Raw genomic sequence first — 22993 nt, 5'->3', positions numbered from 1 at the left:
CCGGATCGGCACCTCGCGTGGCCCGTCTTCGCCGCGTCGGCAGCCTTGTGTTCGGGCTCACCCTGCCCAAAAATCTAACGGGTCGTCAGAAATCTGGGGAAGGGGCAGGTGCCATGGAGAGCTTCCTGGGCGGCAAGGTGGTCGCCGTGACCGGGGCCGGCCGTGGCATCGGCCGCGCGGTGGCATTGGCCTGTGCCGCGGAAGGCGCCAAGGTGGTGGTCAACGACTACGGCGTCTCCGTCCAGGGCGATCAGCCGACGAGTGAGGTCGCCACGGCCGTCGCCAAGGAGATAGAGGCGGCCGGGGGCGAGGCCGCAGCCGTCGCCGACGACGTCTCGACCATGGCGGGCGGCCAGCGGATCGTCGACACCGCGCTCGCGCGCTTCGGACGTCTCGACGGGGTGGTCTGCGTCGCGGGGATCCTCCGTGAACGCATGCTCTTCAACATGACCGAGGAGGAGTGGGACCCGGTCGTCGCCACCCACCTGAAGGGCACCTTCACCGTCTTCCGTGCAGCTTCCGCCGTCATGCGGCGGCAGCGGAGCGGCACGCTCATCGGGTTCACCAGCGGCAACCACCAGGGCAGCGTGGCCCAGGCCAACTACGCCGCCGCCAAGGGCGGCGTCATCTCACTCGTCCGCAGCGCCGCGCTGGGCCTGCACAAGTACGGCGTCACCGCCAACTGTGTGGCCCCCGTGGCCCGCACCCGCATGTCCGCCCAGGTGCCGGTGGAGCTCAAGGAGATCGGCGAGCCGGAAGACGTGGCCCCCCTGGTCGTCTACCTGCTGAGCGAGCGTGCCCGTCAGGAGCACATCACCGGGCAGGTCTACACGGTGGCCGGCCCGAAGATCGCCGTTTGGGCCCAGCCGCGTGAGCTGCGCGCCGCCTACGCCGACGGCCCCTGGACTCCGCAGCGCATCGCCGACCTTCTCCCGGGGACGGTCGGCACCGATCCGATGCCGATGCTCGGACAGCTCCAGTCGATGGCCTCAGCGGCTGCCGCCGGAGAACGTCCCAACGCCTGACCGCCGGTAGGGAGGGAGCAGCCGTGGACTTCGCCTTCGGGCCCGAGGACGAGGCGTTCCGCCGCGAGGCACGCGCCTGGCTGACCGAGCACCTCACAGGCCAACCCGTCCGCACCGCCGGCCGTGCCTGGGAAAGGGAACTCGGCGCCGGCGGCTGGATCGGACTCGGGTGGCACCACGCGCGCGGCACGTACGGCAACCGCACCACGACACTGACAGGACAGATCGTCTGGGCGGAGGAGTACGCCCGCGCCCAGGCGCCCCCGCGCCATGGCCACCTCGGCGAGAACCTCCTGGCCCCCACCCTCCTCGCCCACGGTGACGACGCCCAGTGCGCCCGCTTCCTGCCCGCCGTCGCCCGCGGCGAGGAGCTGTGGTGCCAGGGCTACAGCGAGCCCGGCGCCGGCTCCGACCTCGCCGCCGTACGGACCACCGCCGTCCGTTCCGACGGCGGGCGCACGTACCGGATCAGCGGCCAGAAGATCTGGACCTCGCTCGCCCACGAGGCCGACTGGTGCTTCGTCCTCGCCCGCACCGCCGTGGGCTCCCAAGGCCATCACGGCCTCTCCTTCCTGCTCGTACCCATGGACCAGCCCGGCCGGATCGAGGTCCGGCCCATCCGGCAGATGTCGGGGACAGCCGACTTCAACGAGGTGTTCTTCGACGGCGCAGAAGCCCGCGCCGAGCACCTCGTCGGTGGTGAGGGCAACGGCTGGCGCGTCGCCATGGGGCTCCTCGCCCGGGAGCGAGGAGTCTCCACCCTCGTCCAGCAGATCGGCTTCGCGGCCGAGCTGGCCCGAGTGGTCCGCCTCGCTGTGGAGAACGGTGCCGCGGGGGACCCGGTGGTGCGGGACCGGCTCGTGCGCCAGTGGGCCGAGCTCCAGACGATGCGCTGGAACGCCCTGCGCACCCTCGGGACGGAGGCCGGCCCGGATGCGCCCAGTGTCGCCAAACTGCTGTGGGGAGGCTGGCACAGACGCCTCGGTGAACTGGCGATGCAGGTGCGGGGCGAGCCCGCCGCCCTGGGACCGGGCGACTGGCACGCCGACAGGCCGTACCGACTGGACGCCCTGCAACGCCTGTTCCTCTTCAGCCGAGCCGACACCATCTACGGCGGCTCGGACGAGATCCAGCGCACCATCATCGCCGAGCGCGTCCTCGGCCTGCCGAAGGAGCACCGGCCATGACGGCGTACGGGCACTGGATCGCCGGCTCCTGGCACACGCCGGCAAAAGGGCACTATCCAGTTGTCAATCCGGCGACCGAAGAGGTCGTCGGGGAGGCCCCGGAGTCGACTCCCGCCGAAGTCGCCGACGCCGTGACCGCCGCGCAGGCCGCGCAGGGCGGCTGGTTCCGAACTGATCCGCGCGAACGCGCGGCGGTGCTGGACCGGATCGCCGGTCTGCTCACCGAACGGAGAGGCGAGCTCGCGCCCCTCCTCCAAGCCGAGACCGGTGCGACGATGCGCCTCACCTCGGCCATGCAACTGCCGGTCACAGCGGAGCGGTTCCGGCGCTATGCGCGGGGTGCGCTGGAGACGGACGTCATCCCGCTCCCGCCACAGCCCGTAGCGGCGGGGCCCCTCGCTCCCGCCGGCCTGATAGGGGCCGCAGCGGTTCGCCGTCCCGTGGGTGTGGTCGGCTGCATCACCTCCTACAACTTCCCCCTCGTCAATCTCGCGGGCAAGGTCGCGCCCGCCCTGGCCATGGGCAACGCGGTCGTCGTCAAACCGGCACCGCAGGACCCGCTCTGCTGCCTCGAACTGGGCCCGCTCTGCCGGGAGGCCGGCCTCCCGGACGGTGTGTTCAACGTGGTCACCGGCTCGGGCCCGGGCGCCGGTGAAGCGCTCGTGGCCCACCCCGGCGTCGACATGATCAGCTTCACCGGGTCCACTGCCGTGGGAAAGAAGATCGCCGAATCCGCGGGGAGGTCGATGAAGCGCACCCTGATGGAGCTGGGCGGCAAGGGCGCGGCCATCGTCCTGGGGGATGCCGACGACAAGGCGCTCAAGTCGGCGATCGGGGCGGTCGGTTCGGTCTGGTCCTTCCACAGCGGGCAGATCTGCACAGCGCCGACCCGCGTGCTCGTCCATCGATCGCTGTACGAGCAGGTCGTCACCGCCCTCAAAGACTACGCTGAGTCACTGACCGTCGGGAACCCTGTGGATAACTCCACGATCGTGGGCCCGGTGATCTCGGCCGAGCACCGCGACCGCGTCGAGGCGTACGTCGCGGGGGCCCGGGACCAGGGGGCGCGGATCCTCGCGGGGGGCATCCGCCCCCAGGTCAGCCCCGGCTTCTTCGTCGCCCCCACACTCATCGCCGGCGTCCGGCCCGAGATGCCGGTGGCCCGCGAGGAGATCTTCGGTCCCGTCGTGGTCGCCATCCCCTTCACCGACGAGGACGAGGCGGTTCGGATCGCCAACGGCACCCCGTACGGCCTCTACGACTACGTCTTCAGCGCCGACACGCGCCGGGCCTGGGCGCTCGCCGCCCGGCTGCGCAGCGGCAACGTCGGGATCAACACGGCGCAGAGACACCCCGAGACGCCCTTCGGCGGCTTCAAGGAAAGCGGAACCGGCCGCGACGGCGGCTCCTTCGGGCTCCACGCCTACAGCGAACTCCAGTCGGTCGTCTGGCCCTCCTGACCGGCGTCACCGCCACCGTCCCCGCGGCCGGAGAGGATCACCACCATGCGAGGCGTCATCTTCGACGGCAAGCGGCCCCAGGTCGTCGACGACCTGGAGGTCCGCGGCCCCGGTCCCGGCGAGGTGCTCGTCGCCGTCACCGCCGCCGGCCTCTGCCACAGCGACCTCTCAGTCCTCGACGGAACCATTCCGCACCCCTTGCCCGTCGTCCTCGGCCACGAGGGCGTCGGGGTCGTCGAGGGCGTCGGCCCTGGCGTCACCCACGTCGCACCCGGCGATCACGTCGCTCTGTCCACGCTGGCCAACTGCGGTGCCTGCGCGGACTGCGACCGCGGCAGGCCGACGATGTGCTGGAACTCGATCGGCAGGCCCGCCCGCCCCTTCTCGTGGCGGGGCGAACGGCCGTACCACTTCGCGGCCAGTTCCGTCTTCGCGGAGCGCACCGTCGTCAAAGCCGCCCAGGCCGTCCGGATCCCCGACGACATCCCGGCGGCCTCGGCGGCCCTCCTCGGCTGCGCCGTCCTCACCGGTGTCGGCGCCGTCCTCAACCGGGCCCGGGTGGCACAGGGCGACAGCGTGCTCGTCATCGGTACCGGAGGCGTCGGGCTCAACGTCCTGCAGGGCGCGAGGCTCGCCGGAGCGTCGGTCGTCGTCGCCGTCGACGCGGATCCGGCGAAGGAGGCGCTGGCCCGGACGTTCGGCGCGAAGCACTTCGTCGACGCCTCCGCGGTCCCCGACGTCCCGTCCGCGGTGCGGGAGATCCTGCCGGCCGGTGTCGACCACGCCTTCGAGTGCGTCGGCGACGCCCGCCTCGTACGGCAGGCGATCGATCTCCTCGGCCGCCGGGGACAGGCGGTGCTGCTCGGCGTGCCCCCCGCCGGAGTGGAAGCGTCGTTCCGCGTCTCCTCCATGTACCTCGACAAGTCGATTCTCGGCTGCCGCTACGGCTCCTCCCGCCCCCAGCACGACATCGCGCTGTACGCGCGGCTGTACCGCGAAGGCCGGCTGCTCCTCGACGAGCTGGTCACCCGCGTCTACCCGGTCGGGCAATTCGAGCGGGCCGTGGAGGACGCGCACAACCTGAGCGGCGCCCGCGGCGTCCTTTCGTTCGAACGGTGATCCGGGGCCACCCTCCATGTGATCCCCGCCGGAGGCCTTGCGCAGGCTGCCGGCCGCGTGTGGGGTGGGCTCGTGCCTCCTGCCGACCAGGCAGCCCCCGTTTCAGGGCAAGACCGACTATTCGGTAAGAATGGTCGCCTGATGGCCGGCGCCTGTGCGGTGGTGTGCCCGGGCCTCATCGCCGGGACCGGTGGGGCGAGTACGGCTCGGAGCTCCCGCAGCGGAACCTCTCGGCCTCTGGGGGAATCATTCTTGGAGAGAGGGGCTGATATGACACAGCAGGCTGAGCCGCATGCCATACCGGGCGAGGCGGCGGACGACGCCGCGCCCGGGGAGTCCCGCGCGGCCGTTCAGCGGGTGACGCACGGCGACGGCTTCGGCGCCGCTTTCTGCGCCTCGATGGCCGCGCTCTGCGCCGAGGTCGTCATCGCCGTGACGGTCGGCCTGCTCGTCGTTCTCTCGCGTGAGCACGACGGCATACCCAAGGGCCCCCTCGTGATCACGGCCGTGACGTTCGGGGCCCTCCTTCTCACCGTGCTGATCAGCGGTTTCGTCACGGCGGTCGCCGTGATGCCCGCGTTGGGGCTGGCCCGCCGTGCCGCGCGTCGCCGAGGGCGTGAGGACGGCAGGTTGTGGGCCGCCGGAGCGGTGCCGGTGGTCTCCGCCGCGGCTGTGGTGGCGTTCGGCGCCGTCGCGGCGTTGGGCAGCCTCCACTTCGCACGACCGCTCGCCTATCTCGTGTGGTGGGGTGCCCTCACCCTCGGGCTGCTGCCCGCCGCCCTGGCCGGACGTGCCGCGGCCCGCCGGGTGCGCGACGACCGGCCGGGGAGCGTGGCCCGGCGGGTGACGAGCGTCGGTGCGGTGGCGTGGCTGGCCATCGGCGCGGTCGGCGCGGGGGTGTACGGCAGCGGACTGGTCAAGGTGTACGAGCCGCCCCGCCTGACCAAGGCGGACATGGCAGGCACGTGGACCGACGGCCGTGGTGGCACCGTCAAGCTCGCTTCGGACGGCGCGGCGACCGCCGAGGGGCTCGACAACTTCACCTGGGACGGTACGGGCAAGGACAAGCCGAAGGACTGCGACGGCTCGGGCACCTGGACCCCGCTGAAGGACGGCGGGAGTGTGCAAGGCGTCTCCCTGCGGATCAATTCCTGTGAGCTCTCCCGTGACTGGAGCGTCATCGGCACGGAGAAGGCGCCGCGGATCTACCACGAGATAGGCAAGCCGGGCTCCGGCAAGCGCTACGTGCTGACGAAGGTGGTCAAGCAGAAGAAGTAGAGCCGGAGGCGGAGCCCGGTGTTCGCCGTCCGGCCCAAGTGTTCGCCGTCCGGCCCGGCGTCGCACCCTCAGGCCCGGCCTTCTCCAAGGTCACTGCCGGCGGACCCCCGCTGTGCAGACCGGGTTGCGACCGTCGTCGGGGGCCTCAGTGGTCTGTAGGGCCGAAGGCGTCGAACGCCCCGAACGTGCCCCGGTGGAAGAGCAGTGGGCCGGCAGTCGCTGCGCTCTCGTCCGCGCCCAGGGCCTCCACGCGCCCCACGACGACCAAGTGGTCGCCGCCCGTATGAACGGCCTGGATCGTGCAGTCGATCCACGCCGGTACGCCGCCGAGTCGCGGTGAACCGGTCGCTGGAGCCGGTTCGTACGGCACCCCGGAGAACTTGTCCGCTGTTTGTGAACTGCTGACGGCGAAACCTTCGCAGAGCGACTTCTGGCCGGCCCCCAGGACGTTGACGCAGAAGACCCCGGCGCGGGCGATGCGGGGCCACGTCGTGGACGTGCGGGCCACCATGAAGGCGACCAGGGGCGGGTCGAGGGACAGCGACGTGAAGGACTGGCAGGCGAAGCCCGCGGGTGGCAGGTCGTCCTCGCCGGGCGCGGTGACGACGGTGACCCCGCTGGCGAAGTGACCGAGGACGTTCCGGAACTCTCGCGGGGTGGGTGGAGGCACCTCGTCCGCCCCTACCGCCCGGAGCTCCGGGCGGGGCAGGGGATCGACGGGCGGCCCGGGTGCGGCCCGCGAGCCCGTCGAGCGCAGGTAGCGGATGGCCACTGCCGCCATCCCGGCGTGTCCCATCATGAACCCATTGAACCTGACGGGACGTCAGTTATGAAGACCCGTGGCGTCGGCTGTCCGGCACCTCTCACCGCCCCCGGAAGCGCGGGCTGCGGCGTTCCCGGAAGGCCGCCACGCCCTCGGCCGCGTCAGTCGTCATCATGTTGATCTCCTGCGCGGTCGCCTCGGCGGCGAACGAGGCCGCGCGGTCCGCGGCCAGGGAGGCGTTGACCAGCTGTTTCGTCAGAGCGAGGGCGCGGGTCGGCCCCTGTGCCAGCCGCGCGGCCCACGCTGCCGCCTCCTCGGCCAGATCCGCGTCGGCCACGACGCGGTTGACCAGGCCGAATCGTTCCGCCTCGGCGGCCGACAGGGCGTCCCCGAAGAACATCAGCTCCTTCGCCCTCTGTGGTCCCACGAGGCGCGGCAGCAGATAGGCCCCGCCGCCGTCGGGGACCAGGCCCCGACGCACGAACACCTCGATGAACCGCGCCGACTCCGCCGCCAGCACCAGATCGCAGGCCAACGCCAGGTGGGCCCCGAGGCCCGCCGCCGTGCCGTTCACGGCCGCGATCACCGGCTTCTCACAGTCCAGTACCGCGCTGACCAGGCGCTGGGCCCCCTCCCGGATCATGCGGGCCACGTCGCCCGGGACCCGCTCGGCAGGCGTCGGCCCCTGGGTTCCCCGCAGGTCGGCGCCCGCGCAGAACCCTTTCCCCGCCCCAGTGATCACTACGGCCCGGACGGTCGGGTCGGCGGAGGCCGCGGAAAAACTCGAAATCAATTGTTCGCGCTGGTCAGCGGCTATGGCGTTCAGCGCTTGGGGGCGGTTCAAGGTGATCCACGCCACCCCGCTGTCAGTGGTGTGCCGTACCAATGACTCATCGGATCCGGAGGGCACGTCGAACCCGGCTGGTTCGCCGTGCCCATCCGGCTCAGTGGTTGCTTCACGGGGGGAGAAGTTCATGGGGGAGCTCCTTGTCCTACGGGAGGCCGCGCGAGGGGGCTCAGCCCCGCGGGCGGTGCCCCGGACGGTCGCGGGCCCGGTCGCGGGGGGCGGCTTCGGGGTGCCGTCGCCGGGCTCAGCGGCAGAAGGCCAGCGCGTCGAGGGCCACGGCGCCTTGGCCCTGTCCCAGGACCACCAGGGGGTTGATGTCCAGTTCGGCGATGCGGTCGCCCAGCTCCACGGCCATGCGCTGCACGCGGAGAACGGTCTCGACGAGAGCGTCCACGTCGGCCGGGGAAGCCCCCCGGACCCCGTCCAGAAGGGCCCGCCCCCGCAGCTCACCGAGCATCGCCCGCGCCTGGTCCTCGCCGAACGGCGGTACGCGCACGGTGGCGTCGTCCAGGACCTCCACCAGCACACCGCCCAGGCCCACGGCCACGGTCGGGCCGAAAAGCGCGTCGTGCGCCATGCCCACGGCCATTTCGACGCCTCGTTCGATCAGTTGGCAGACCAGGACGCCGTCCAGCGGCAGCCCCTCGCAGCGGGCGATCTCGGTCAGCTCCCGGTAGGCGTCACGGACCTGGCTGGCGGACGTCAGGCCGATCTTGACCAGGCCCAGTTCCGACTTGTGCGCCAGCTGTGGACCGGACGCCTTCATGACGATCGGGTAGCCGACCTGGGCGGCCGCCCGGACGGCCGCCGCCGCGCTCGTCACCAACTGCTCGCGGGGCACCCGTATGCCGTACGCGCGCAGGAGCTGCTTGGCGGCGTGCTCGCTGAGCTGCTCGCCCGGGCGCAGCAGTGCCTCCGCCTTGCGGGCGGAGGGAGACAGGGAGCGCGGGGCGTCATCGAAGGGGGAGCGATAGCCGGCGGTGAAGCGGTGGTGGCCGAAGTAGGCGCGGAGCGCGGTGGCACAGTTGGCGAAGGTGCGGAAGGTGGCCACGCGGGAGGAGCCGAGAAGGGTGCGGCGGTAGGCGTCCTCCGTGCCGACGGGGGAGCCCCAGATGACACACACGAGCTTGTCCGTCTCTTCCGCCGCGTCCACGAGGTCCTGCGCGAGCTTGTCGCTCAGTGGGGGAAAGGGGCCCGTGATGGGGCAGACGAGGACGCCGATGGACGGATCGGCGAGGAGGGCGTCGATGATCTTCCGGCCGCGGCTGTCGCCGACGGGGTGACCGCCGCAGTCGACGGGGTTGGCGACGCTCAGGTACTCGGGGACCCATTGGTGGAGCTCGCCCTGCTTCGCCGCGGAGAGCGGGGGGATTTCCAGGCCCGCCGCCGTGGCCATGTCCGCGAAGTGGGCGCCCGTGCCGCCCGAGATCGAATAGACGGCGACTCCGGTGGCCCGGGGCGGCCGGGCGCGGGCGAGCAGCGCCGAGGTGTCCTGCAACTCGTCCAGGCCGTTCACGCGGATCACGCCGAACTGCCGCATCGCCGCGTCCACGACGTCGTCCGCGCCGGTCAGCTTGCCGGTGTGGGAGGCGGCGGTGCGGGCTCCGGTCTCCGTGCGGCCGACTTTGACGGCGACGACCGGGACCCTGTTGCGGGCGGCCCGGTCGGCCGCCAGGAGGAACGAGCGACCGTCCTTGAGTCCTTCCACATACGCGGCGATGGCCCCGACCTCGGGCCGGGTGGCGAAGTAGGAGATGAAGTCCGCGCACTCCAGGTCGGCCTCGTTGCCGGTCGGGGCCCAGTGGGAGAGCCGGATGCCCAGCTCCTGGAGGGCGAAGACCGGACGGCCCTGGTGGCCTGACTGCGTGATGAGGGCGATGGCCGGGCCGTCGAGGTCGTCGCGGAAGTGCTCGAAGGCGTTGAGGTTGGTGTTGGGGCCGAGCAGACGGGTCCCGCTGTGACGGACGGTGGCGGCCAGCCGGGCCTGGGCCGCCGCTCCCTCGGGGCCGGTCTCGGCGAAGCCGGAGGCGAAGACGACGGCGAAGCGGACCTTGCAGACGGCCAGTTCCTCCAGGACGGGGGCTGGGTCGCCGACGAGGAGGACGGCGAGGTCGATCTGCTCGGGCAGGTCGTGGACGGAAGGGTGACAGGGGAGGCCGAAGACGGTCGTACGGGTGGGGTGTACGGGATGGAGGCGGGCGCCGACGCGCTCGGCCCAGGAGACGAGCCGGCGGGTGATCCCGGTGTTGGGGCGGCCCTCGGTCTCCGAGGCGCCGATGACCGCCACCGTCTCGGGGCGGAAGAGCCGGTCCAGGTCGGGGACGTCGCAGTGCAGCGGACGCCCGCTGACGTCCACGTCCCGGTCGCTGGCGGCCATGCCGTGGACGGCGGGGCCCGGACGTTCGCCACAGGCCACGACGCGGGCCGGGCGAGAGGTGGTGGTGAGGGAGCCGTGAGTCGATCCAAGCATCGTTCTCGCCCACTCCTGCTCGATGGCCGATATGCTGACGTTGAGTCAGGTTACCGATCTGATAAGCCGTCAGGAATGGGCTGTGCGGCTTGCCGTACGTCGGAACACCTGGGAGGTGTGGGCCTCATGGGAGAGATACCGCGCTTTGACGTGCCGGAGGTGGACGACTTCACCCGGCCGTACTGGGACGCGGCCGCCGCGGAGCGGCTGCTGATACGCCGCTGCCGGGCGGTGGGGTGCGGGGCGGCGCACCACTACCCACGGGAGGTCTGCCCGCGGTGCTGGGGTGAGGAGGTCGTCTGGGAGCAGGCGAGCGGCCGGGCCGTGCTGTACACGTGGTCCGTCGTGCACAGGAACGACCTGTCGCCCTTCGCTTCCCGCCTCCCCTACACACCCGCCGTCGTCGAGCTGGAGGAGGGGCCGCGCATGATGAGCGAGGTCGTCGGTTGCTCCGAGGGCGCACTGCGGGTGGGGATGCCGCTGGTGGTGGCCTTCCGCAGGGATCCGGCGGTCCCGTCACACCCGGTGGTGCCGGTGTTCCGGCCGGTGGGCGAGGGCGGCTGACATCAGCGGGGCCGTGCCGTCCACGGCCCCGGGTCAGAGTCAGTCCGCCTACGGCCTTCGGTCAGAGCCAGTCCCGTTCACGGCCTCGGGTCAGGGTCGGTCCCGTTCACGGCCCCCGGCCAAGGCCAGTCCCGTTCACGGCCTTCGGTCAGGGTCGGTCCCGTCCCAGGACGACGGTCCCCGACGAGCAGAACCAGCCGCCCGTTCCCGAGGCCACCGCGAGCTGGGGGAGCCGGCCGTCCGGCCGGTGGACCTGGCGTCCCTCCTCCGCCTCGCCGCGTAGCTGGCGCACGGCTTCGACCAGGAGGAAGAGGCCCCGCATCCCGGGGTGGCAGGCCGACAGGCCGCCCCCGTCGGTGTTGACCGGCAGGGCGCCGCCGGTCGTCAGCCGGCCCCCGGACGCGAACGTGCCGCCCTCGCCCTTCGCGCAGAAGCCCAGGTCCTCCAGCGTCACCAGCGTCATGTAGGTGAAGGCGTCGTACAGCTGCGCCACGTCGATGTCCCGGGGGGTGACGCCGGCCCGCTCGAAGGCCAGGCGGCCGGAGACGGCGGCGGGGGTGACGGTGAAGTCCTCCCACTCGGACATGGCGCTGTGGGAGACGGCCGTGCCGGTGCCCAGGACCCAGACCGGGGGCCGTGCGGCGTCGGTGGTGTACTCCTCCGCCGCCAGCAGGACCGCGCAGCCGCCGTCCGAGCGTACGCAGCAGTGGAGTGTGGTGAACGGGTCGGCGATCAGCGGGCCGGAGAGGACGTCGTCGACGGAGAGGGGGGTGCGGTAGAGGGCGTGGGGATTGTGGGCGGCGTTGGTGCGGGCCTGGACGGCGATGTCGGCCAACTGCTCCACCGTGGTGCCGTACTGGTGCATGTGGCGGCGTGCGGCCATCGCGTACTTCGCGATGAGGGTGTGGCCGTAGGGCGCCTCGAACTGGGCGGGTCCGCTGGTGCCGAAGGAGAGATGGGAGGTGCGGCGACCGGCTTTGATGTCGGCGCGGGCGGTGGAGCCGTAGACCAGGAGCACGGCGTTGGCGTGGCCCGCCGCGATGGCGTCGGTCGCGTGGGAGGCCATGACTTCCCAGGTCGCTCCGCCGACGGAGGTCGAGTCGACCCACGAGGGCCGCAGCCCCAGGTAGTCAGCGACTTCGACGGGGGCGAGCGTGCCGAGGCCGGTGGACGCGAAGCCGTCGATGACGCTCCGGTCGAGCCCGGAGTCGGCGAGGGCGCGTCGGGCGGCCTGGGCGTGCAGGGCGTAGGGCGTGACCGTGTCGAGACGGCCGCAGTCCGCGAGGGCGACGCCGACGACAGCGACCTTGCGCTTGCCTGGAGTCATAAATCTGACGGTACATCAGATGGACTCTGGGAAAGTCCGGTCCGGCGCCCTACGATGACGGCCGCCCGCCGGGAGGGAGGAGTCCGCTATGGACGCCGCGTTCAGCGAGGAACAGGCCGGGATCCGGGCTGCCCTGCGTGAGTTGTTGCTCAAGCGCTGTGGCGTCGCGGAGGTCAGGGCGGCGGTGCTGACCCCGGCCGGCCATGACGAGGGGCTCTGGCGGCAGCTGGCCGAGCGGCTGGGGCTGGCAGGGCTGGCGGTGGAGCAGCGGTACGGCGGGGTGGGATGCGGGCCCACGGAGCTGGCGCTGGCCGGTGAGGAGACCGGACGCGCGCTCCTGCCCTCGCCGCTGCTCGCGACGACGGCTCTGGCCACCCCGCTCATCGCCTCCCTCGGCACCACGGAGCAGCGCGCGGAGCTGTTGCCCCGCCTGGCCTCGGGTGAGCTCACCGCGGCCCTCGCCCTGCCCGGCGCGCCCCTGCCGGTGGCACTCGGCCTGGTCGGCCCTGAGGGCGCCGCCCCGCCTGTGGGCGGCCGGGCCGGTGGCGTACAGGCGCGGCGCACCCCGGACGGCTGGCGGCTGTACGGGGAGGCCGGGCAGGTGCTGGACGGGCACAGCGCCGGGCTGCTGATCGTCGCCGCGCACACCGGCGGCTACGTCGACGGGCGTGCGCTGCTCTTCCTCGTACGCCCGGCAGAGGCCCGCGGTGTGGTCCGGGCCCGGCTGACGGTGATGGACGAGACGCGCCCCCAGGCCCGTGTCCAGTTGCGGGACGTCCGGGCGGAGCTGCTCGGCGCGCGGGAGCGCGACGCGTGGGGCGTGCTGGCGGCCCTGGGCGGGCCGGTGGCCGCGGTGCTCGCGGCGGAGGCCGTGGGGGTGGCGGACGCGGCGCTGGAGCGGACTGTGGGGTACGCGCGCGTGCGGGAGCAGTTCGGCAGGCCGATCGGGTCCTTCCAGGCCGTCAAGCACCGGCTGGCGGATCTGCACGTGGCGGTGCAGGGCGCCCGTTCGGCGGCGTACTACGCGGCCTGGGCCGCCGGCGGGGGACAGCCGCCGTCGGGTGCCGCGGCCGTCGGGGGGCTCGCGCTGGCGCAGGCGCTGGAGACGGCGTGGACGGTCACCGGGGAGGCGATCCAGCTGCACGGAGGCATCGGGGTGACGTGGGAGCACGATGTGCAGCTGTACTTCAAACGAGCTGCTTCGGACGCGCTGCTGTTCGGCCCCGTGCACCGCCTGCGGGCGCGTGCGGCGGAGGCCGCCGGGCTGTTTGCGGTGACGGACGAGAGGGAAGCGGTGGTGCTGTGATGACTGGCGTCGAACGCGTGGTCCAGAAGGTCTCCTCGACCCGTTCGTTCGCACGGGTGGCACCGCATTTCGTACCGGCGATCGACCGTGCTGTGCACCGGTTGACGCGCGGCAGAGTGCTGTTGAGCGCGAGTCTGCTGCCCGGGGCGGTGCTCGTCTCGACCGGGGCGAAGAGCGGTCTGACGCGCCGGACCCCGCTCGCGTGCATTCCGGCGGACCCTGCGGACAGTGCCTGGCTCCTGGTCGGCAGCAACTTCGGCCGGCCCGGCCACCCCGCGTGGACGGCGAACCTGCTGGCTCATCCGGACGTGGAGATCAACTGGCGGGGACGGGACATCCCGGTGCGGGCACGTCTGTTGAGCGGTGCGGAGAGGGAGGGGGCGTGGGCGACAGCGCTCGCTTTCTGGCCTCCGTACGCCCGCTACCAGGAACGCGTGGAGCGTGAGATCCGGCTCTTCAGACTGGACCGGCGGTAGCCCCGGGCGGTGGCGGGCGGCGGATCCACCGACGGGTGACGGCGGCGGGGTGACAGGGCCGGTACGGCTGCCGCGGGCGCTGCCGGTGATGCGCCACGGCGGGCCGGCCGGGGCCAAGCCCGGGCGGCCCGCCGCTGCGATGACAGGACGTGCGTGTGGGTGCTGTTGTGCCGCCGCTGGGCGGTCCGGCGCTACTTGGTCGGCTTCTTGCCGGTGATGCCCAGATGAACCAGCAGCGCGAGGTTGGGCTTGAGTTCGGCCTGCTTGACGCCCCAGCTCTGGAAGCCCTTCTGGTGGGAGGCCACAGCGGCGAGCATCGCGACCAGCGAACCCGCCACGGCCGCCGGGTTGACGTCCTTGTCCACCTTGCCCTTGGACTGGAGCTCCTTGACGGAGTCCGTCAGGGAGTTGGTGACGGCGTTGAGGATCTTCATGCGGATCTTGTAGAACCGCTTGTCGCCCTCGGCCGCGCCGAGGTCGACCACGCGCAGGATGGCGTCGTGCTTGCGCCAGAAGCCCAGGAAGCCGTCGACGAGTTCCTCGGCCGCCTGCCAGCCGGACCTGCCGACCCACGAGCGGCTCGCGACCAGTTCGGTCAGGCTCGCGCCTTCCTTGGCCATCTCCTCGGCGATCTCCAGGACGGCGCCCTCGACGTCGGGGAAGTACTGGTAGAAGGTCGCGGGGGAGGTTCCGGCCTTGCGGGCGACGTCGATGACCTTGACGTCGCGGTAGGGGGACGAGCTGAGCATTTCACCGAGGCAGTCCAGCAGCTTCTGCCGCGTGGCCTGCCCTCGCCGACCGGCCACGCGGCCGTCGACGGTGCGTACTTGTCCTGTCATGCCGTCAGCTTACCGAGGGGTGATCGGAGCGCGATTCGGCCGCATGCAAATGGGGGCGGGGGTGCGGGACCGGGTATCGCCGCAGGTCAGAACAGGTGGCGGGGGGTCGGAATAGAGTTGGAACGGATTGGCCCGTACCGGTGAATTGTCCTATCAACAAGCTGTGGACAACGGTCGCCACCCACTTGCTTCACAGGTTGTCCACAGGCCGCGCGCGATGGGTGGACCGCCTATACCGTGGCAGCCAGGACGTGATCTCCAGGCCCGGAGCGCGGCTCGCTTCAGCATGATCCACCGGCTCACTCGGCCGACTCGGCACCCTCGCTCGGACGCGCGCAGAAGGAGCGGACCATGAGCACAGCCACGGACGGAATCCAGGCGGGCATGCCGTGCTGGGTGGATGCCATGCTCTCGGACGTCGAGGCGGGCAAGCGCTTCTACGGCGAGCTCTTCGGGTGGACGTTCGAGGACGCCGGCAGTGAGTACGGGCACTACACCCACGCCTTCCACGACGGCAAGAACGTGGCGGCGCTCGCCCCCAAGCCGGACGGTCGCATGCCGACGACCTGGTCCGTCTACTTCGCCTCGGACGACGCGACGGCCACCGCCGGGCGGATCCGGGCCGCCGGCGGCCAGATCGTCACGGGACCCGTGGCCGTCGGCCCGTTCGGCACGATGCTGATGGCGGCCGATCCCGGGGGAGCGGTCTTCGGCGTCTGGCAGGCGGGCAGCCACAAGGGCTTCGAGAAGCGGGGCGAGCCGGGCTCGTACGGCTGGGCCGAGGTGTGGACCTGGGACGCGAAGGCGGTCGACCCCTTCTACGAGGCGGTCTTCGGCTTCAACGTCTACGACGTGAGCGAGGAGGCGTCCGTCGACTTCGCCATCTGGACGCCCGGCGGGGCGGGGGGCGGGGCGGAGAGCGCGGTGGGCGGCCGGGTCGTCATGGACGACCGGTACCCCAAGGAGATGCCCGCCCACTTCCTGACCTATTTCGTGGTCGAGGACTGCGACGCCGTGGTGCGTGCCGTGCAGCGGATGCGCGGGCGGGTGCGCAGGGAGCCGCAGGACACCCCGTACGGGCGTTTCGCGGTGGTCGCCGACGACCAAGGAGCCGATTTCGCCGTCATCGACCTGTCGCAGCCCGAGCGGCCGGAAGGCGAATAGCCGGCCGCGAAGAGCGAGGGGGAGGGGTAGCGGGGGACGAATGAGGGCAGGGTGCAGATCGGACATTCCTCATGTGGCGCCATATGGCCCGCTATGGCGGAGACACGGCGAAGCGTGCCCCGGGTTCGCAACCGGGGGCTTCGCCAGGAAGAATCAGGGTGCGTACCCCGGGATAATTTCGCGGTGAGACGCTGCACGGGGCTGAAACCCTTCAAGCCCCGACGGGGAGGTGGCAGGCCAGTGGTGGAGCAGCTTACGCAGCACGACCCGAGACGGATCGGCCCGTTCGAGGTGCTCGGCCGACTCGGTGCCGGCGGCATGGGGCTGGTCTATCTCGCCCGCTCGGCATCCGGCCGGCGGGTGGCGATCAAGACGGTGCGGACGGAGCTCGCGGAGGACCAGCTCTTCCGTGTGCGCTTCACCCGTGAGGTGGAAGCGGCCCGAGCCGTCAGCGGCTTCTACACCGCCGCCGTGGTCGACGCCGACCCCAGGGCGGCCGTGCCGTGGCTGGCCACCGCGTACGTGCCCGCGCCCTCGCTCGAGGAGATCATCACCGAGTGCGGCCCGCTGCCCGCCCAGGCGGTGCGCTGGCTGGCTGCCGGGGTCGCCGAGGCGCTGCAGTCCATCCACGGCGCGGGGCTGGTCCACCGGGACCTGAAGCCCTCCAACGTGCTCGTGGTCGAGGACGGGCCGCGCGTCATCGACTTCGGCATCGCCTCGGGCGTCTCCAACACCCGGCTGACCATGACCAACGTCGCCGTCGGCACGCCCGCGTACATGTCACCGGAGCAGGCCCGGGACTCCCGCAGCGTCACCGGCGCCAGCGACATCTTCTCCCTCGGCTCCACGCTGGTCTTCGCCGCGACCGGACACGCCCCCTTCCACGGCGCGAACCCCGTCGAGACCGTCTTCATGCTGCTGCGCGAGGGCCCGGACCTGAGCGGCCTCCCCGACGAGCTGCGCCCCCTCATCGACTCCTGCATGCAGATGGCGGCCGAGAACCGGCCGAGCCCGGCCGACCTCCAGGCGCAGCTCGCCCCGCACCTGTTCGCCTCCGGTGGTGGCGACGACAGCGGTACGGCCTCCGCGTGGCTGCCCGACAACGCCGTCTCCCTGATCGAGCAGCGCCGTGCCGGGCACCGCCCCGCCGCGGCCGGCCAGGCGGGCGGCCGTGGCCGCGTGAGCGCGCCGCCCCGGCCCACCCAGCCGCCGGCCCCCGAGCCCGTGGCCGCCCACGAGCCCCCGGCCGGCCGCGCCCCCGCCGCCTGGGGCTCCGCACACGCCGGAAGCGGCGCCACCGGCCGCTCCGGCGCCGTCGGCGCGCCCGACCCCCGCGGTGGCCTGAGCGGACCGCACGGCGTTCCGGCAGGCGCCCTCCCCGGCGCCGCCCACGGACGTCACGCCGGGGCGCCCGCGGCGGCCCCCGACGGGACCGTGCGCCTGGCCGGGTCGCAGGTGCCGATCGGCCCCGGGCCGCGGGTCGCCGACGCGCGCGAGCCCCACGACCGGGCCGCCGGAGCCACGACCGGATGGGTGCGCCCGCCGGCCGGGGCCTCCGCCGCCGCCCTGCCGGGCCAGCCGCCCGCCCCGGCCCCCGCCCCCGCACCCGCGCCGGACGGCGCCACCAATCCGCAGGCCGACCCCGGTCGTTGGCGGCCGTGGCGCTTCCGGATGTCCAACGACGTCTGGGGCACGCCGGTCGTCGCCGGTGACCTGCTGTACGTCACGTCCTTCGAGGTGCACGCCCTCGACGTGGCCAGCGGTCGCCGCCAGTTCAAGACGCGGGACGTCGCCTGGGCGATGGCCGTCGCCGACGGCCGCATACACGCCTCCGACGGGCCGACGCTCTACGCGCTGGACGCCGCGGACGGCGCCGAGCGGTGGCGGCTGTCCACGGACGGCTGGGTCTACTCCCTGAAGGCCGACCGGGGCACCATCGTCACGGGCACCCGCGGCGGCGGCGTCCAGGCATGGGAGGCCGCCAACGGCGAGCTGCTGTGGGAGATGAGCGGCGCCCAGACCGACTTCGAGACGCCCGACTGCGGACCGCAGGTCCACGACGGCACGGTCTACGTATGGGCGGACGCGCGCCTGCGGGCCCTGGAGGCGCGTACGGGCGTCGAGCGCTGGTCGTATCCCGTCGGTGACGCGCCGTCGTGCGGCGGTGTGCCGGTGCGGCTGCTGGCGGCGCCGGACGGCGTCGTCTACGTGGCCGCGGGCACGCGCGTGCTGGCCATCGACGTGGCGCGGGGTGACGTGCGCTGGCGGTTCGAGGCCCCGGCGGTCTTCCTGAGCCCGCCGGCGTTCGCGCCGGGCCCCTCCGTGACCGGTGGCGGCGTCTACGTCGCCGACTACCTGGGCACGGTGTACGCCCTCGACGCCGCCACCGGCCGTGACCGCTGGCGCATCGCCACGGAGGCCCGCCAGTCGGCCGAGCCGGTGCTGGTCGCCGCGGGCGCCGTGCACCTGGGCAGTGGCGGGGCGCTGTACACGCTGGACGCCGTCACGGGCACGCCCAGGTGGCGCTTCGCGGCCGGCGGCGACATCGTCGGCGCCCCCGTCGTCGCGGACGGCCGGGTCCACTTCGGCTCCGCGGACCACTGCCTGTACACCGTGGACGCGGCAGGCGGTCAGCTGCGCTGGAAGCTCGCCACCGGCGGGGAGATCACGGGCTCCCCGGTGGCGACGGGCGGCGTGGTGTACGCCTGCAGCAAGGACCGCTGCGTCTACGCCCTGGACGCGGCCAAGGGCACGGGGGCTCAGCGCACGCGGTAGTCCCGGCCGCGCCCCTCGAACAGGTCCGCCTGGGCGGCGGGGGGAAGGTTGCCCAGGGAGATCAGGTGCGGGGCCAGGGCGAGGGCGTGCTGTCGGGCCGCCTCCCTGGCCGCCCACAGCGCCCTCACGGTGCCCTGCACGGGTTCGGCCGGCCAGGAGGCGATGACGGCGGCGGCGCGGAGGGCCGCGGCCGTGGCCCCGCCGGGCGGGGTCAGCTCGGAGACGAGACCCACCTCGTAGGCACGCCGCGCGGAGAGGCGCTCGGCGGTCCCCGTCAGCGCCATCCGCGCCGCCTCGCCGAACGGCATGCGCTGGGCCATGTGCACGGTCTCGAAGGCGCTGACCATGCCGTAGGAGACGTGCGGATCGAAGAAGGTCGCGTTCTCGGAGGCCACGACGAACTCCGCCTCCCCCAGGAGATAGAACGCCCCGCCGCAGGCCATGCCCCCGACCGCGGCGATGACGGGCTTCCAGAGGTCGGCCGACTTGGGGCCGATGCCCAGGAGGGGATCGTCCAGGGAATAGGGCGAGGCGGGCTGGGGCACGACGGCCGAACGGTCGATCCCCGTGCAGAACGCCCGCTCCCCGGCGCCGGTGAGAACGACGGCGCGCACGGCATCGTCGAAGCGGAACGCGCGCCACGCTTCGGTCAGTTGCCCGGCGGTGGCGAGGTCGATGGCGTTGTGACGCTCGGGCCGGTCGAGGGTGAGGAGCGCGACGCCGTCCGGGCGGACCTCCCTGCGGACGCTCACGGCCGCTCCAGCAGCCAGCGGGGCACGGTGACGCCGGGCGCGATCTCCGCGAAGACGGCCCGGACCGGTGCGCCGACGCGCAGCAGGGCCGGGTCGACCGAGTCCAGCGCCGCGTCGGGGGCGCTGACCGGATTGCCGACGAGGCGGATGCCCGGGGCGTCCGCGAGCTGGACGAGGACGACGTTGTACGGGGCCTGCTCGGCGTAACCGGGCAGGAGGGGCGGGTGGGGCCGGACGTACGACCAGATGTGGCCGCGCCCCGACATCAGACGCCATTCCGTGGCGAAGGACTGGCAGCGCGGGCAGCAGGGTCGGGGTGGGAAACGCAGCCCTCCGCAGTCGGCGCAGGACTGAATACGCAGCTCACCCCGGGCGGCGTAGGTCCAGAACGGCTCCCCGTCGGCGTCCGGGACCGGCAGCAGGAGGCCGTTGTCAGTGGTGCCCCTCATCATGGGGGACATGAGCACTCAACTCCTCAGCAGCAGTGCCGATGTGGGGACGCCCTCTCCCGCGGTGACCAGGCAGGTCGCCGCGCCGGGCACCTGCGCGGTGGACGTGCCGCGGAGTTGTCTGACGCCCTCGTTGATGAGGTTGAAGCCATGGACGTAAGCCTCGCTGAGACCACCGCCGCCGGTGTTGAGCGGGAGGCGGCCGCCGAGTTCGAGCGCGCCGTCCTCCGTGAAGGCCGCGCCCTCGCCGCGCCCGCAGAATCCATAGCCCTCCAGGGAGAGCGGGATGAGCGTGGTGAACGCGTCGTAGATCTGCGCGACATGGACGTCCGAGGGACCGAAGTCGGCTGCTTTCCACAGCTGTCGGGCGGCGGTCCAGGAGGGGCCCGCCAGCGGGTCGTCGGTCCAGTAGTTGACCATGCCGTGGTGCTGGGACGGCAGGCCCTGGGCCGCGGAGTGGACGTAGACCGGGCGTTGCCGCAGGTCACGGGCGCGTTCGGCGGCGACGACGACGCACGCCAGGGCTCCGTCCGTCTCCAGGCAGTTGTCGAAGAGGCACAGCGGCTCGCTGATCCAGCGGGCGGACATGTACGCCTCACGGGTGAGCGGTCGCCCGTGCATGATCGCGGCGGGATTCTGGGCGGCGCGGTTGCGGCAGGCCAGGGCGACGTTGAAGAAGTGGTCGCGGGTGGCGCCGTATTCGTGCATGTAGCGGCGAGCCAGCATCGCGATCTCGTCGACGGGGCGCAGGAGTCCATACGGACGGGTCCACTGGGCCGGCGTGGGCAGCTGGGCGCGGGTGTCGCGCCAGGGCCGGGGGCCCGAGCCGCGCTTGCGTGAGCGCCAGGCCACTCCCACGGTCGCCTGACCTGTGGTGATGGCGGCGGCGAGGTGGGCGACGGTCGCACAGGACCCGCCTCCGCCGTAGCCGATGCGGGAGAAGAAGGTCACGTCGCCCGCGCCGACGGCCTTGGCGACCTCGACCTCGTCGGTCTCCTCCATGGTGTAGGAGGCGAAGGCGTCGACCTCGGAGGGGGCGATGCCGGCGTCGTCGAGCGCGGCGAGGATGGCCTGGCAGGCCAATGTCTTTTCAGGTGGGTCGAGTTGGCGGGCGAAGGGGGTCTGGCCGATGCCGACGATCGCAGTGGTGTCCTTGAGCGTTGCCGTCATCGCCACCTCCGTGCTGTCGGTGCTGACAGCGCGGAAGGGTATCGCTAATCTGACGCTAAGTCAGCTGGTGGTGCGGTCGGCGGTCGCGGCCGGCCGCCGGACGGGGGCACGGGAGGGCTTGCGATGCGCGGTGATCTGGAATTCGTTTCGATACCCCGGCTCGTGCGCGTCGCCGCGGAGCGGTACGCCGAGCATGAGGCCGTGGTCGAGGGCCGGACCCGGATCACCTTCCGGCAGCTCGGGGAGCGCGTCGAGCGGGCCGCGGCCGGGTGCGTGGCCGCCGGGGTGGAGCCCGGGGACCGGGTGGCCGTCTGGGCCCCCAACACCCTCGACTGGATCGTCTCCGCGCTGGGCGCGGTCACCGCCGGTGCGGTGCTCGTGCCCGTCAACACCCGCTTCAAGGGGGCGGAGACGGTACGGCTGCTGGAGCGCACGCGGGCCCGGATGCTCTTCGTCACCGGCACGTTCCTGGGCACCTCGTACGTCGCGGCTCTGCGCAACGCGGCCCAGGGCGCCGGTGGCCCCCGGGCCGGGACGCGGCGGGGGGACGGGCCACCGGCGACCGGCGCCGGGCCGGCGTCTGCGTCCGGTCGGCTGCCCGGCCCGGGCCCGGCGTCCGCCTTCGGTCCGCCGGCCGGTGGCGGAACCGAGCCCGCTTCCGCCGCTCTGGTGGCCGGCGCCGGGCCGTTGGCGGGGTTGCCGCACCTGCGGGACGTCGTCGTCCTGGCCGACGACGCTCCCGCCGACTTCCGTACGTGGAAGGAGTTCCTCGCCGCCGGGGACGCGGTGTCCGGGAGGGAGGTGCGGGCGCGGGCCGACGCCGTCGGGCCGGGGGAGCCCTCGGACCTCCTCTTCACCTCGGGGACCACGGGCGAACCCAAAGGTGCCGTCATCACCCACGCCCAGACGCTGCGGGCCTTCGGCGTCTGGAGCGAACTGGCCGGACTGCGGGAAGGAGACCGCTATCTGATCGTCAACCCGTTCTTCCACACCTTCGGCTACAAGGCAGGCGTCATCGCGTGCCTGATGCGCGGAGCGACGATGGTTCCGCAGCCCGTCTTCACCCCGGAGGCCGTGCTGGCCCATGTGGTGGCCGAGCGCATATCCGTGCTGCCCGGTCCGCCCACCCTCCACCAGGCGCTGCTGGACCACTCGGGCCGGGCGGCCTACGACCTGTCGTCCCTGCGGGTCGTCGTGACGGGGGCGGCCGTGGTGCCGCCGCGGTTGGTCGAACGGCTGCGGAGCGAGCTGGGCGTCGCCACCGTGCTGACCGCCTACGGCATGAGCGAGGCCAGCGGTCTCGTCACCATGTGCCGGCGCGGCGATCCGCCGGAGCTGGTGGCCGGCACCTCGGGGCGGGCCGTCCCGGACACCGAGGTGAAGGTGGTCGGGGCGGACAGGGTGGCGCTTCCGCCCGGGGCGCCCGGCGAGATCCTGGTGCGCGGCTATCAGGTGATGTCCGGCTACTTCGAGGACCCGGAGGCCACGAAGCGGGCCGTCGACGCCGACGGCTGGTTGCACACCGGCGACGTCGGGGTGCTGGACGCGGACGGCAACCTGCGGGTCACCGACCGGGTGAAGGACATGTTCGTCGTGGGCGGCTTCAACGCCTACCCCGCCGAGATAGAGCGGGTGCTGGCCCGGCATCCGGGGATAGCGGAGGTCGCGGTCGTGGGTGTGGCGGATGCCCGGCTCGGCGAGGTGGGCAAGGCGTTCGCCGTACGGCGCGGAGCCGTCACGGCCGAGGAGCTCATCGCCTGGGCGCGCCGGGAGATGGCGAACTACAAGGTGCCGCGCGAGGTGGAGTTCGTACCGGAGCTGCCGCGCAACGCCTCGGGCAAGGTGCTCAAGCGGCTGCTGCGCGAGCGCGCCGCCTCGCCGGCCGGCGGCCGTAGAAGCGACGGCCATGGGCAGAAGCGACGGTCTTAGGAGCGAAAGCCGTCGGAGCTCCCCGGGTGCCGCCGTGGAGCGGTCGTCGTGGCCGCCGGGGGATCCCGACCCGTTGCCGGCTCGGGCCCTGCA

General features: G+C 72.7%; 19 protein-coding genes. 11 read left to right on the top strand and 8 right to left on the bottom strand.

From position 1 onward, the window contains the following. Nucleotides 1-113 precede the first annotated feature (113 nt). The 5 genes from CYQ11_RS12965 to CYQ11_RS12945 all read left to right on the top strand — a co-directional run bounded on the left by CYQ11_RS12965 (nucleotide 114) and on the right by CYQ11_RS12945 (nucleotide 6069). The gene (locus CYQ11_RS12965) at nucleotides 114-1025 is read left to right on the top strand and encodes an SDR family oxidoreductase (protein ID WP_099199479.1); all 912 of its coding nucleotides are present in this window, start codon (nucleotides 114-116) and stop codon (nucleotides 1023-1025) included. A gap of 23 nt (nucleotides 1026-1048) precedes the next feature. Further along, entirely contained in the window at nucleotides 1049-2212 is a 1164-nt protein-coding gene (locus CYQ11_RS12960; RefSeq protein ID WP_099199480.1) for an acyl-CoA dehydrogenase family protein, read from the top strand. Then, complete coding sequence (locus CYQ11_RS12955) at nucleotides 2209-3672, top strand: aldehyde dehydrogenase family protein (RefSeq protein ID WP_099199481.1); 1464 nt, start codon at nucleotides 2209-2211, stop codon at nucleotides 3670-3672. Before CYQ11_RS12960 ends, CYQ11_RS12955 begins: the two co-directional genes overlap by 4 nt. A gap of 45 nt (nucleotides 3673-3717) precedes the next feature. After that, complete coding sequence (locus CYQ11_RS12950; protein WP_099199482.1) at nucleotides 3718-4791, top strand: alcohol dehydrogenase catalytic domain-containing protein; 1074 nt, start codon at nucleotides 3718-3720, stop codon at nucleotides 4789-4791. A gap of 270 nt (nucleotides 4792-5061) precedes the next feature. Continuing rightward, nucleotides 5062-6069 carry a hypothetical protein gene (locus tag CYQ11_RS12945; RefSeq protein ID WP_099199483.1) on the top strand — a complete coding sequence of 336 codons (1008 nt, stop codon included), beginning with the start codon at nucleotides 5062-5064 and terminating at the stop codon, nucleotides 6067-6069. 145 nt (nucleotides 6070-6214) lie between these two features. On the opposite strand, the gene CYQ11_RS12940 is transcribed toward CYQ11_RS12945, so the two are convergent. The 3 genes from CYQ11_RS12940 to CYQ11_RS12930 form a co-directional block, all read right to left on the bottom strand. Then, a complete protein-coding gene (locus tag CYQ11_RS12940; RefSeq protein ID WP_240003418.1) occupies nucleotides 6215-6868 on the bottom strand; it encodes a flavin reductase family protein in 654 nt (217 codons plus the stop codon). Between the two features lie 64 nt (nucleotides 6869-6932). Beyond that, the gene (locus CYQ11_RS12935) at nucleotides 6933-7808 is read right to left on the bottom strand and encodes an enoyl-CoA hydratase/isomerase family protein (RefSeq protein WP_099199485.1); all 876 of its coding nucleotides are present in this window, start codon (nucleotides 7806-7808) and stop codon (nucleotides 6933-6935) included. Between the two features lie 115 nt (nucleotides 7809-7923). Further along, nucleotides 7924-10149 carry an acetate--CoA ligase family protein gene (locus CYQ11_RS12930; RefSeq protein ID WP_099199486.1) on the bottom strand — a complete coding sequence of 742 codons (2226 nt, stop codon included), beginning with the start codon at nucleotides 10147-10149 and terminating at the stop codon, nucleotides 7924-7926. A 126-nt stretch (nucleotides 10150-10275) separates the two neighbouring features. Here CYQ11_RS12930 and CYQ11_RS12925 point away from each other — a divergent pair, with 126 nt between their 5' ends. Then, entirely contained in the window at nucleotides 10276-10713 is a 438-nt protein-coding gene (locus CYQ11_RS12925) for a Zn-ribbon domain-containing OB-fold protein (protein WP_099199487.1), read from the top strand. Between the two features lie 148 nt (nucleotides 10714-10861). Here CYQ11_RS12925 and CYQ11_RS12920 read toward each other — a convergent pair whose 3' ends face one another. Further along, a complete protein-coding gene (locus tag CYQ11_RS12920) occupies nucleotides 10862-12040 on the bottom strand; it encodes a thiolase C-terminal domain-containing protein (protein ID WP_099199488.1) in 1179 nt (392 codons plus the stop codon). An 88-nt stretch (nucleotides 12041-12128) separates the two neighbouring features. Here CYQ11_RS12920 and CYQ11_RS12915 point away from each other — a divergent pair, with 88 nt between their 5' ends. Next, the gene (locus CYQ11_RS12915) at nucleotides 12129-13346 is read left to right on the top strand and encodes an acyl-CoA dehydrogenase family protein (RefSeq protein ID WP_099199489.1); all 1218 of its coding nucleotides are present in this window, start codon (nucleotides 12129-12131) and stop codon (nucleotides 13344-13346) included. Further along, nucleotides 13346-13822 (top strand): nitroreductase family deazaflavin-dependent oxidoreductase, encoded by a 477-nt coding sequence (locus CYQ11_RS12910; RefSeq protein WP_181143651.1) that lies wholly within the window; start codon nucleotides 13346-13348, stop codon nucleotides 13820-13822. The genes CYQ11_RS12915 and CYQ11_RS12910 overlap by 1 nt, the downstream gene beginning before the upstream one ends. Nucleotides 13823-14013: 191 nt before the next feature. Here CYQ11_RS12910 and CYQ11_RS12905 read toward each other — a convergent pair whose 3' ends face one another. Continuing rightward, complete coding sequence (locus CYQ11_RS12905) at nucleotides 14014-14661, bottom strand: TetR family transcriptional regulator (RefSeq protein ID WP_099198793.1); 648 nt, start codon at nucleotides 14659-14661, stop codon at nucleotides 14014-14016. Nucleotides 14662-15012: 351 nt separating this feature from the next. Here CYQ11_RS12905 and kbpA point away from each other — a divergent pair, with 351 nt between their 5' ends. Together kbpA and afsK are read left to right on the top strand one after the other, a co-directional pair. Continuing rightward, nucleotides 15013-15825, top strand: coding sequence for an AfsK-binding protein KbpA (kbpA, locus tag CYQ11_RS12900; RefSeq protein WP_099198792.1), 813 nt, complete (start codon nucleotides 15013-15015; stop codon nucleotides 15823-15825). 240 nt (nucleotides 15826-16065) lie between these two features. Beyond that, nucleotides 16066-18600, top strand: a complete 2535-nt coding sequence (afsK, locus tag CYQ11_RS12895) for a protein serine/threonine kinase AfsK (protein ID WP_099199491.1) — start codon at nucleotides 16066-16068, stop codon at nucleotides 18598-18600. Here the strand turns inward: afsK and CYQ11_RS12890 are convergent. From CYQ11_RS12890 to CYQ11_RS12880, 3 genes are read right to left on the bottom strand one after another with little or no spacing between them, the layout of a single operon-like run. Then, the gene (locus tag CYQ11_RS12890; protein WP_240003419.1) at nucleotides 18585-19352 is read right to left on the bottom strand and encodes an enoyl-CoA hydratase/isomerase family protein; all 768 of its coding nucleotides are present in this window, start codon (nucleotides 19350-19352) and stop codon (nucleotides 18585-18587) included. The two genes, afsK and CYQ11_RS12890, sit on opposite strands and share 16 nt — an antisense overlap. Continuing rightward, nucleotides 19349-19813: a Zn-ribbon domain-containing OB-fold protein gene (locus CYQ11_RS30275; RefSeq protein WP_146104683.1), complete on the bottom strand. Its 465-nt coding sequence runs from the start codon at nucleotides 19811-19813 to the stop codon at nucleotides 19349-19351. The genes CYQ11_RS12890 and CYQ11_RS30275 overlap by 4 nt, the downstream gene beginning before the upstream one ends. 6 nt (nucleotides 19814-19819) lie before the next feature. After that, entirely contained in the window at nucleotides 19820-20971 is a 1152-nt protein-coding gene (locus CYQ11_RS12880) for a lipid-transfer protein (RefSeq protein WP_099199494.1), read from the bottom strand. Between the two features lie 123 nt (nucleotides 20972-21094). Here CYQ11_RS12880 and CYQ11_RS12875 point away from each other — a divergent pair, with 123 nt between their 5' ends. Next, complete coding sequence (locus tag CYQ11_RS12875; RefSeq protein WP_099199495.1) at nucleotides 21095-22900, top strand: AMP-binding protein; 1806 nt, start codon at nucleotides 21095-21097, stop codon at nucleotides 22898-22900. The last annotated feature ends 93 nt before the right edge of the window (nucleotides 22901-22993 follow it).

This window comes from Streptomyces cinnamoneus (assembly GCF_002939475.1).
GTDB lineage: Bacteria > Actinomycetota > Actinomycetes > Streptomycetales > Streptomycetaceae > Streptomyces > Streptomyces cinnamoneus_A.
The sequence above is the reverse complement of the archived record's forward strand: the minus strand, read 5'-3'. Positions and strand labels throughout refer to the sequence as shown.